Below are 12,077 nucleotides of genomic sequence, written 5' to 3'. Positions count from 1 at the left end.
ACTACTTCTCGATCAGCGTCGGACTTTAATATCTGTTTTTATCTTAACTATGAGGAATTGAAACCGGAAAATCAAAAGCGCGAAAATCAAAAGCGCAGCCGTTTTTATCTTAACTATGAGGAATTGAAACTCGTCAGTGTCTTTGCCGTAAATAATATTTGCGTATGTTTTTATCTTAACTATGAGGAATTGAAACCTTACATGAATAATTAATAGAAGAAGTATTCGTTCCACTTTTGAAATGAGGGCTTTCAACATTAGTTACATCTAGATCCTTAAGTCTCAACATTCTTTTGCAATACTTATTTTCAAATGTCGATTCTATACCGTGAGAAACACCACAGGAAAAAGACCAACAAAGTCTGAGATCTCATCGATAAAGGGATTATAGAGATTTTAGGCAGAAGAAAAAGAAAGTCTGACGGAAAAGCCTCGGAAAAATCTTCGGATTGCTTACTTATACTCGATATTTGCATCTTTGATCAATCTTTTATATGTTCCACTATTCAAAATCCTTCTTTGAAGTTATCACCCTATAAATCAACATTTCACGTTGTTTCTCTGACATTTCATTTAAGCACGCTTCTCGTTAGAGAATCCATGTCAAGCCCTTGTGGATAGATCACATACATATATGTATATTTATTCAAAATTTTGATAAAGATATACTGCAACACTCTGTATTTTTTTCTTACAGAAAACAAACTAAACTTTTTGAGCTAGTAATAACTTTACAAAAATTTTATAAATCACCGTAAAAAAGATTAAATGAATTGTTTACTTTTTCCTGACTTTTTAAAGATTTTTACTATATTTTTCTCTTTTCTAAACAAAATAAGATTGAATTGTAAGTTCATAGAAAAGAAAGGAGAAAAGGAGAATGGATGAAAGAGTTTTAGAGGTTCAAAGATGACTGAATAAAACCTATGGAGGTAGAGCTGGTTTTAATGAAGTGACTGAAGACGGAATTACTGGATGGGAAACGGTTTATCGCTTAATCCGGGCACTACAATTGGAAATGACAATTGTTTCTTCCAACGGCAATAAAGGAAACTGTTCTCCAATATCAATGATGAAAATCAGAATATTCAGTTAAATCAAAGTGGTTTCGTTCTAAATCTGTGCTGTTATTCGTTTTAGTTCCCTTTAAACGAGCAGAGCGATCTAGTAAAGGTCGTCTTGAATGTTTAACCAGTGCCAATATCAAAACCTATACCTGAGCCACGATCTACTTTAATCAGCTTTAAATGTTCTTCTTTTGGACATAAAAACACGGGGCTGTCCGATAAGTCCCTAAAATGATCGAGTAGGAGGGGGTGACTAACCCCCGACCTCTCACACCACCGTACGTACCGTTCGGTATACGGCGGTTCAATTAAGTATGACGTAGTGCTTGATATCTTTCGAATAGACTTCTTAACCCTCGACGCTTCCAATAGGAGTTGTCGAGGGTTTTGTGTAGGATGGGACTGCAGGCAATCCGCCAATATTTCTTGCGTGTATTGCCCCATTCGAATGCTTTATGGCTTGGAACTTCTAATCCTCTGAGTTTCCGAATTCTTGTTTTCGGGGTTTTCCATTCTTTCCACAAACACATCCGAAGCCTTCGTCTAATCCATTCATCAAATTCTTTGAACTTACTTGGTGTTTCTGCCAAGGCAAAATATCCGCACCATCCCATTAAATACTTATTCAGTTTCTCAATCCTTTTCTCCATTGGATACGGTTTCGACCTTGATGTAATTTCACGGATCTTGTTCTTCAAACGTTTCACACTTTCGTTCGCAATCCGTACCTTTGGAGTCTTATTGAGTGTGAAGCTGAAACCGAGAAACTTCCGTTTCCAAGGACGGTCTACCGCCGATTTCTCTTTATTTACCTTGAGCTTTAACTCCTTCTCTATAAAGTTCGTAATGGAGTTCATGACACGAATTCCTGCTTTCTTTGTTTTCACATAGATGTTACAGTCATCCGCATACCGAACAAACTTATGTCCACGTTTCTCAAGCTCTTTATCCAATTCATGAAGCATGATGTTTGATAAAAGTGGACTAAGCGGGCCGCCTTGAGGCGTTCCCATGTCCGTTTCCATTACCACTCCATTGATCATCACGCCTGATTGAAGATACCGGCGAATTACCTTCAGTAGAATTCGATCTTTGATCGTTTTCGCCAAGATCCCCATCAGTTTGTCGTGATTCACCTTGTCAAAGAATTTCTCTAGGTCTATATCGACTACCCAACGATATCCTTCTTTGATATAACCCTTTGCTTCCCTAACCGCATCATGTCCCCTTCTACCTGGTCGGAAACCATAGCTATGGTTCGAGAAGGTCGGATCAAAGATTTTCGTCAACACTTGGGCAATCGCTTGTTGGATGAAACGATCCGTCACGGTAGGGATCCCTAGAAGTCTTACTCCACCGTTCGGTTTCGGGATTTCGACTCGACGGACGGGTAAGGGCTTGTAGGTTCCTTCTCTCAACGACTGTCGAATGGAGTCCCAATTTTCGTAGAGGTGTCTTCGTAGGTCTTTTACGGACATGCCATCTACTCCGTGACCTCCTTTATTCTGTTCGACTCGTTTCAGTGCCGCCAGGAGATTTTCCCGTGACAAAATCATTTCCATCAACATTGATATCCTCTCCACGTGAACGAATTCTTCTATTTGTGCCATCTTCTGCTCCACCCTCTTGAAGTCCCCCGTGGGATTCACCACTTCCTCCTTCAAGTAAGTCCTATCGGATTGTCTGCTTCCACACAGAAGATGAACGCCTAGCGATTCGTTCTCCTTAATTGTTCAGTCCTTCCTCTTTCGTCTCGAGCTCGAAAAGAGTACTATGACTTCTGCTGACTTCTGACTGTTCAGTTATCTATCACTAGATAGGTTACCAAGGTTACTTGGCGTGCCAGCCAGACCTCCCCGGGTAAGAGTGTAATCTTTCCTTCCATCCATCTGCTTCATTTACTCTGTATCACCTTCGGCAGAAAGGGCTTTGTTTTGTCTTGCAAACTCACCCAGTGATACCTAGCCTCATATGAAGTTCGTGTTCCTCAGACCGGAAGTTTGCCGCTCGCTTCCTTCAGATTCCGCGTCACCACGGACACCCTTGCGTTAAGCTAACTGCTACTTCTGCCTTCGCAGCTCGGGACTTTCACCCTATAGATTACACCCATGCCGGGCGCACAAGCAAGTGGAGAAAAACAATTCGTTTCTCTCCACTTGCTTTTATATTTTTTCGATTTTTATCTGAAAGTAGCTGGCGGATGCCGGCTACTTTCAGGAAGTTGTGGGCTAATGCCACAATCCCAAACTCGACATGTACCTTGTCGAGGCCCCGCAAAGAAAATCTGCGGAACGACCGATTGCCCTTGATGTGACCGAACACACTTTCTGCCTCGACTTTGCGTCGAGCGTAGATAGCGGCTTTCTCTTCACATTCAAGGGCTGTTTTGGCCTTTGCTTTCATTTCTTCGAAGATGGGATTCCAGTGAACTTGTCGGTTGCCTTTCGCTTTTGTGCATTTCGCTTTCAATGGGCAATCGGTACAATCTTCACATTCGTATATTTTGAAGCTTTGTTCATAGCCAGATGGATTCTTTTTGTTTTGGTATTTTTTAAACGTTACTCTCCTTCCATTCGGGCAAATAAAACAATCATCCTCTTCACAATAGGTCCAGTTTTTGGCATTTTTAATGTCTTTTTTGTATGTACGTGTTTGTTCTTTTACATAGCTCCCATAAGGAATTAGAAACTCAAACCGGGGCTCTTTCTCATCACCAACTGCATATACATAGTTTTCTTCACTACCATAGCCTGCATCCGCAATAACTGTTTGGGGCATCGGTAATGAAGTGGAGGCTAGCTTCTCCATATGTGGGATAAAGCAACGTGTATCGGTCGGTCGTTGATGAATAGTATAAAACAAGATAAACTGATTCTCTGTCCCCATTTGCACGTTGTATCCGGGCTTGAGCTGACCGTTTTTCATATGGTCTTCTTTCATGCGCATGAAGGTTGCGTCTTTGTCTGTTTTCGAGTAGCTGTTACGGTCACCGAACATTTCCTTTTGTTCTTTGTATCTTGCCATTCGGGGCAGGAAATCTTCCCGAATTTGTTTCACCGATTTCTTTAATTGACTGCGTTTTTTTCGCTTCTCTTTCCGAATGGATGTATCGGTCTCCTTTTCGATTTCTTCCGTTAGCGTTTCAACTTTTTCTTCTATTTCTTTTGCGGTTTCCTCCAGGTTTTGTTCGGTGATCTCTGTATGTTGATCGCTTTCCTTTTGCCCTGTTCCGGCTTCTAATTGGGTTAATTCATGAATGTGCTTTAGTGTTTCTTGGATTTTTTCTTTTAATTTCTCTTCGAATTTCAAAGTGGATTTTTTCCACACAAAAGAATACTTATTGGCATTGGCTTCGATCTTAGTGCCATCCAAAAAGTAGTTTTCCATCGTGATGTAATGTTCTTTTATCAATTTGAGAATCATGACTTCAAAGAGCTCATCCATGAAAGCTTTCATCCGTTCCCCTCGGAACTCATTAATGGTGCGAAAATCTGGTTGTTGCATCGCTGAAAGCCACATGGCAGGAATATTTTCTTTAACGAGTTTTTCGATTCCTCGGCAGGAATAAACCTTTTGAGAATAAGCATACAGAATGATTTTCAGCATCATTTTGGGATGATAGGAACTTCTGCCGCCGCCTTTATAATGAGAAAACAATTGTTTATCTGGTATCGCCTCCACCATTTCGTCCACGACACGTGCCACGTGATGTTCGGGTATGAGAGATTCAATATCATAAATCATTTGAACTTGACGGTTGTTATATGGTTTGAAAGTAGGGGCTAAATTTCTTTTGGCAGGAGTTTTTTCTTCTTTTCCATCTAGAGGAAGTGTCATTTGTGTGTTATAATTTTCACGAGTAATCATATGATTGCTCATAAAAAATCGTCCTTTCTGTAATGTTGTGTGGTAACTTCATTTTACTAGAAAGGACGATTTTTTTGTGCATTTTTTTTAAAAAGTGAAAAATGAGGGGCTCCAAAAAGTCAGTTACCCTGACTTTTTGGACAGCCCCTAAAACTGTGCAATTTTTTATAAACGGTATGACTTTATTCAAAGCCACATATCCACTGCCCAATTGCTTTATTCGACTGTTACGCTTTTGGCTAGGTTGCGTGGTTTGTCGACGTCGCAGCCGCGGTGAAGGGCAGCGTAGTATGCAATGAGCTGCATTGGAATGACGGCAACAAGCGGAGTTAGATCTTCATGAACTTTTGGCAAGATGAAACGGTCATCATCTTCTTCAAGTCCTTTCATGGAAATAACGCATGGATATGCACCGCGGGCAACAACTTCTTTTACATTTCCGCGAATGCTTAAGTTTACATGCTCTTGGGTTGATAAAGCAATGACCGGTGTTCCGTTCTCAATTAACGCAATGGTTCCATGCTTTAACTCGCCGCCGGCAAATCCTTCCGCTTGAATGTAGGAAATTTCTTTTAATTTGAGCGCGCCTTCTAAGCAGACGTAATAGTCAACGGCACGGCCGATAAAGAAGCAGTTTCGAGCTGTCAAAAGATAGTCTCGGGCAATTTGTTCCATTTCATCCTTTTGGCCGCATAGTGTTTCCATTGCATTCGAAATAATGGCAAGTTCTTGCAATAGGTTAAAATCAAGCTTGATTCCTTTTGTTTCAGCTGCAACAGCTGCTAAAATGGCAAGAACCGCAATTTGTGCTGTATATGCTTTTGTAGACGCAACCGCAATTTCAGGTCCGGCATGAAGTAGCAGCGTATAGTCCGCCTCACGGGAAAGAGTTGAACCCGGAACATTCGTTATAGTTAATGCTTTATGTCCAAGCTCCTTCACTTGAACAAGCACCGCACGGCTGTCTGCCGTTTCTCCGCTTTGTGAAATGAAAATAAACAGCGGATTATTTGATAAAAGCGGCATATTGTATGAAAATTCACTGGCAACGTGCACTTCTGTCGGTACTTTTGCCCATTTTTCGATTAATTGCTTTCCTACAAGCCCTGCGTGATAGCTCGTTCCGCACGCTATAATATAAATGCGGTCCGCTTCATGAACAGCTTGAACAATTTCTTGATCAATTTTTAATTGATCGTGTTCGTCTTGATATTTTTGAATAATTTTACGTATAACAAGCGGTTGTTCATCAATTTCTTTCAACATGTAGTGAGGGTATGTTCCTTTTTCAATGTCGCTTGCATCAAGTTCAGCAGTATATGGAGCGCGTTCTATTACGTCCCCGTTTAAATTTTTGATTGTCACTTGATCACGAGTGACAATAACGATTTCTTTATCCATTAATTCGACAAATTGATTTGTTACTTGCAGCATTGCCATGGCGTCTGAAGCAACAACATTAAAGTCTCCGCCAAGTCCCACAAGAAGAGGGCTTTTGTTTTTCGCAACATAGATCACGTCTCGGTTATTTTCATCTAATAGAGCGATCGCATAAGATCCCTTCAACAAGGATAATGTTTGGCGAAATGCTTCTTCGACACTTAAACCTTTGTTGACAAATTGTTCAATTGTTTGAACAATAACTTCCGTATCCGTTTCACTTTTTAATTCAACATTTTGTAAATACTCACGCTTTACTTGCAAATAGTTTTCAATGACACCGTTATGCACAAGTGTAAAGCGTTTGGATGCACTTTGGTGAGGATGCGCATTTTCTTTGCTAGGCGCTCCATGAGTAGCCCACCGTGTGTGGCCAATTCCGATGGAAGCTGAAACATTTGCGTCCACACCTTCACGAAGCTCCGCAATGCGTCCTTTTTCTTTAAATACATATGTTCCTTCTCCGTTTAATACTGCAATACCTGCAGAGTCGTAGCCTCTGTATTCTAATTTTTCCAAACCGCGCAATAAAATTTCCTTGCAGTCTTGTTGTCCGATATATCCTACAATTCCGCACATAGTCTTAGTTTCCTCCCCATTTAAAGGGGACAAAAGAAGCCTGAACAACTGGGGACAGATCTCTTTCCAGCCATCAAAGCTTCTCTGTCCCCTCACACATGTTTTGTAAAATGTATCCCGTTATGTCACAGTCTTTTTGTGCAAAGAGTCGCCTCTTTGTTTTAAGACGTGACTTTACGGCTGTACGGGAAGGCAACCGGGAGGCATCCGCCGAAACTTCGATAAACCTCCTCCTCGTCAACTAAGCAGATGTCCGCTCCTGCTTAGTCCAGGCGCTTTACAATAAAAAATTTTCTAACTGCCCACCTTTCTATTCTAGAATGTGCTAAAACAATTTATATATTACAATATGGAAAAGCAGTTCGTCAATTCATTTCTGTCTTTCCATATTGTATTATATGATTTCAAGCGTTTTCTCGATACAATGAATATTCAATAAAGAAAGGGAGCTTGCCTCCCCACAACCTCCTGAAAGTAGCCGGCATCCGCCAGCTACTTTCAGATAAAAATCGAAAAATAAATCGAGTAGGAGGGAGCGATTAACTCCCGTCCTCTCACACCACCGTACGTACGGTTCCGTATACGGCGGTTCAATTAAGATAATTGACGCAAGTCTTTATAACTTCCGTGAATAGCTGTTCTCTTTATGCCAGTGGTCACTCCACCCTCCAAGAGATCTCCCACGGGATTCACCGCTTCCTCCCTCAAGTGAGGTACTACGTTTTCTGTGTTCATCATGACTCACTGAATGCCAAGGGCTATTCTCTCTTAATTGTTCGGTCCTTCTTAGTTGTTCTAGACCAACTAATACTATGACCTCTGCTGACTTCTGACTGTTCAGCTATCTATCACTAGATAGGTTACCAAGGTTACTTGGCGTGCCAGCCAGACCTCCCCGGGTAAGAGTGTAATCTTTCCTTCCATCCATCTGCTTCATTTACTCTGTATCACCTTCGGCAGAAAGGGCTTTGTTTTGTCTTGCAAACTCACCCAGTGATACCTAGCCTCATATGAAGTTCGTGTTCCGAGAGACCCAAAGTTTGCCGCTCGCTTCCTTCAGATTCCGCGTCACCACGGACACCCTTGCGTTAAGCTAACTGCTACTTCTGCCTTCGCAGCTCGGGACTTTCACCCTATAGATTACACCCATGCCGGGCGCACATCGAGTAGGAGGGAGCGATTAACTCCCGTCCTCTCACACCACCGTACGTACGGTTCCGTATACGGCGGTTCAATTAAGATAATTGACGCAAGTCTTTATAACTTCCGTGAATAGCTGTTCTCTTTATGCCAGTGGTCACTCCACCCTCCAAGAGATCTCCCACGGGATTCACCGCTTCCTCCCTCAAGTGAGGTACTACGTTTTCTGTGTTCATCATGACTCACTGAATGCCAAGGGCTATTCTCTCTTAATTGTTCGGTCCTTCTTAGTTGTTCTAGACCAACTAATACTATGACCTCTGCTGACTTCTGACTGTTCAGCTATCTATCACTAGATAGGTTACCAAGGTTACTTGGCGTGCCAGCCAGACCTCCCCGGGTAAGAGTGTAATCTTTCCTTCCATCCATCTGCTTCATTTACTCTGTATCACCTTCGGCAGAAAGGGCTTTGTTTTGTCTTGCAAACTCACCCAGTGATACCTAGCCTCATATGAAGTTCGTGTTCCGAGAGACCCAAAGTTTGCCGCTCGCTTCCTTCAGATTCCGCGTCACCACGGACACCCTTGCGTTAAGCTAACTGCTACTTCTGCCTTCGCAGCTCGGGACTTTCACCCTATAGATTACACCCATGCCGGGCGCACATCGAGTAGGAGGGGGTGACTAACCCCCGACCTCTCACACCACCGTACGTACCGTTCGGTATACGGCGGTTCAATTAAGTATGACGTAGTGCTTGATATCTTTCGAATAGACTTCTTAACCCTCGACGCTTCCAATAGGAGTTGTCGAGGGTTTTGTGTAGGATGGGACTGCAGGCAATCCGCCAATATTTCTTGCGTGTATTGCCCCATTCGAATGCTTTATGGCTTGGAACTTCTAATCCTCTGAGTTTCCGAATTCTTGTTTTCGGGGTTTTCCATTCTTTCCACAAACACATCCGAAGCCTTCGTCTAATCCATTCATCAAATTCTTTGAACTTACTTGGTGTTTCTGCCAAGGCAAAATATCCGCACCATCCCATTAAATACTTATTCAGTTTCTCAATCCTTTTCTCCATTGGATACGGTTTCGACCTTGATGTAATTTCACGGATCTTGTTCTTCAAACGTTTCACACTTTCGTTCGCAATCCGTACCTTTGGAGTCTTATTGAGTGTGAAGCTGAAACCGAGAAACTTCCGTTTCCAAGGACGGTCTACCGCCGATTTCTCTTTATTTACCTTGAGCTTTAACTCCTTCTCTATAAAGTTCGTAATGGAGTTCATGACACGAATTCCTGCTTTCTTTGTTTTCACATAGATGTTACAGTCATCCGCATACCGAACAAACTTATGTCCACGTTTCTCAAGCTCTTTATCCAATTCATGAAGCATGATGTTTGATAAAAGTGGACTAAGCGGGCCGCCTTGAGGCGTTCCCATGTCCGTTTCCATTACCACTCCATTGATCATCACGCCTGATTGAAGATACCGGCGAATTACCTTCAGTAGAATTCGATCTTTGATCGTTTTCGCCAAGATCCCCATCAGTTTGTCGTGATTCACCTTGTCAAAGAATTTCTCTAGGTCTATATCGACTACCCAACGATATCCTTCTTTGATATAACCCTTTGCTTCCCTAACCGCATCATGTCCCCTTCTACCTGGTCGGAAACCATAGCTATGGTTCGAGAAGGTCGGATCAAAGATTTTCGTCAACACTTGGGCAATCGCTTGTTGGATGAAACGATCCGTCACGGTAGGGATCCCTAGAAGTCTTACTCCACCGTTCGGTTTCGGGATTTCGACTCGACGGACGGGTAAGGGCTTGTAGGTTCCTTCTCTCAACGACTGTCGAATGGAGTCCCAATTTTCGTAGAGGTGTCTTCGTAGGTCTTTTACGGACATGCCATCTACTCCGTGACCTCCTTTATTCTGTTCGACTCGTTTCAGTGCCGCCAGGAGATTTTCCCGTGACAAAATCATTTCCATCAACATTGATATCCTCTCCACGTGAACGAATTCTTCTATTTGTGCCATCTTCTGCTCCACCCTCTTGAAGTCCCCCGTGGGATTCACCACTTCCTCCTTCAAGTAAGTCCTATCGGATTGTCTGCTTCCACACAGAAGATGAACGCCTAGCGATTCGTTCTCCTTAATTGTTCAGTCCTTCCTCTTTCGTCTCGAGCTCGAAAAGAGTACTATGACTTCTGCTGACTTCTGACTGTTCAGTTATCTATCACTAGATAGGTTACCAAGGTTACTTGGCGTGCCAGCCAGACCTCCCCGGGTAAGAGTGTAATCTTTCCTTCCATCCATCTGCTTCATTTACTCTGTATCACCTTCGGCAGAAAGGGCTTTGTTTTGTCTTGCAAACTCACCCAGTGATACCTAGCCTCATATGAAGTTCGTGTTCCTCAGACCGGAAGTTTGCCGCTCGCTTCCTTCAGATTCCGCGTCACCACGGACACCCTTGCGTTAAGCTAACTGCTACTTCTGCCTTCGCAGCTCGGGACTTTCACCCTATAGATTACACCCATGCCGGGCGCACAAGCAAGTGGAGAAAAACGCATTGTTTTTCTCCACTTATTTATTTTAGAGACTTACCGGACAGCCCCGTCTCTTCATCATTCAACGCCCATTTCCGCTTTGATAACTTCCACAATTTTTTTCACGTACCTCTGGCATTCATCTTCCGTCGGCGCTTCGGCCATTACACGAACGAGCGGTTCTGTTCCGGAAGGACGTACGAGAATTCTTCCATTTCCGTTCATTTCTTTTTCTACTTCTTCTATAACAGCTTTTACTTTTTCATTTTCCATGACAGCCTGCTTGTCCTGCACCTTTACATTGATCAAAAGCTGCGGGAATTTTTTCATTTCACTCGCAAGTTCAGAGAGCTTTTTGCCTTTTGTCTTCATTATGTTGACAAGCTGAATCGCTGTTAAAAGACCGTCGCCCGTCGTATTGTAGTCAAGAAAAATAATATGTCCGGATTGCTCTCCACCTAAATTGTAGTTGTTTTTCTTCATCGCTTCGACAACATAGCGATCGCCGACAGCGGTTTGAACGCTTTTTAGTCCATTTGCCTCCAAAGCTTTATAAAAGCCTAGGTTGCTCATAACTGTCGATACAACAGTGTCCCCGTTCAGCTTTCCCTGCTCTTTTAAATATTTGGCGCAAATAAACATAATTTGATCCCCATCAACAATTTTTCCGTTCTCATCAATGGCAATCAAACGGTCCCCATCACCGTCAAACGCTAAACCTATATCTGCTTCTTTTTCTTTCACAAATTCCGCTAACGTTTCTGGATGAGTAGACCCAACCCCATCGTTAATATTCAGACCATTTGGAGATGCACCGATTGTCGAAACATCTGCATCCAAGTCGGCAAAAAGATGTGTAGCTAGTGATGATGTGGCTCCGTGCGCACAGTCCAAAGCGATATGTAAACCAGTGAACTCTTCGTCAACCGTCTGTTTTAAATATTGCAAGTATTTTTGTACGCCTTCAAAATAATCACTCACTTGCCCCAGATCAGAGCCGGTCGGTCTAGGAAGGTTATCTTCTTCTTGATCGAGCAGCGCTTCAATTTCTTCTTCTTGTTCATCGGAAAGCTTAAAACCATCAGGGCCAAAAAATTTTATTCCGTTATCTTGAACAGGATTATGCGAAGCGGAGATCATGATGCCTGCTTCGGCTCCTAATGCCTTTGTCAAATAAGCAACACCTGGTGTGCTAATGACTCCAAGCCTCATTACCTCGGCGCCAATGGAAAGAAGCCCGGCAACTAAAGCACCCTCAAGCATATGACCTGAAATGCGGGTATCCCGGCCAATCAACACTTTTGGTCTATTTTTATCTTTTGTTAACACGTACCCGCCAAAGCGTCCTATTTTAAACGCTAATTCAGGAGTGAGTTCACTGTTGGCAACTCCTCTTACTCCGTCTGTACCGAAATATTTTCCCATGAATCATCGCTC

The 12,077-nt window shown here is 42.7% G+C and carries 5 protein-coding genes and 1 CRISPR repeat array (1 of these 6 cut by a window edge); all 5 genes read right to left on the bottom strand.

The genetic code is table 11. The features are described 5' to 3' along the window. Positions 1-196: direct repeats of the CRISPR family, unit length 30 nt; unit sequence GTTTTTATCTTAACTATGAGGAATTGAAAC; it reaches 352 nt to the left of the window's first position. 1,179 nt (positions 197-1,375) lie between these two features. Next, entirely contained in the window at positions 1,376-2,635 is a 1,260-nt protein-coding gene (ltrA, locus tag NSU19_RS01150; RefSeq protein WP_094245397.1) for a group II intron reverse transcriptase/maturase, read from the bottom strand. A gap of 532 nt (positions 2,636-3,167) precedes the next feature. After that, positions 3,168-4,946 (bottom strand): IS1182 family transposase, encoded by a 1,779-nt coding sequence (locus NSU19_RS01145; protein ID WP_339198330.1) that lies wholly within the window; start codon positions 4,944-4,946, stop codon positions 3,168-3,170. Between the two features lie 204 nt (positions 4,947-5,150). Then, complete coding sequence (glmS, locus tag NSU19_RS01140; protein ID WP_130158663.1) at positions 5,151-6,953, bottom strand: glutamine--fructose-6-phosphate transaminase (isomerizing); 1,803 nt, start codon at positions 6,951-6,953, stop codon at positions 5,151-5,153. A 1,876-nt stretch (positions 6,954-8,829) separates the two neighbouring features. Further along, positions 8,830-10,089, bottom strand: coding sequence for a group II intron reverse transcriptase/maturase (gene ltrA, locus NSU19_RS01135; protein WP_094245397.1), 1,260 nt, complete (start codon positions 10,087-10,089; stop codon positions 8,830-8,832). Between the two features lie 629 nt (positions 10,090-10,718). Further along, positions 10,719-12,065 carry a phosphoglucosamine mutase gene (gene glmM, locus NSU19_RS01130; protein WP_339198328.1) on the bottom strand — a complete coding sequence of 449 codons (1,347 nt, stop codon included), beginning with the start codon at positions 12,063-12,065 and terminating at the stop codon, positions 10,719-10,721. Between the last annotated feature and the right edge of the window lie 12 nt (positions 12,066-12,077).

It is taken from the genome of Aeribacillus sp. FSL k6-2211, assembly GCF_037966125.1.
In the GTDB taxonomy this organism is placed as follows: domain Bacteria; phylum Bacillota; class Bacilli; order Bacillales; family Aeribacillaceae; genus Aeribacillus; species Aeribacillus composti.
Note: the sequence above shows the minus strand (reverse complement) of the source record. Positions and strands in the feature narration are given on the sequence as shown.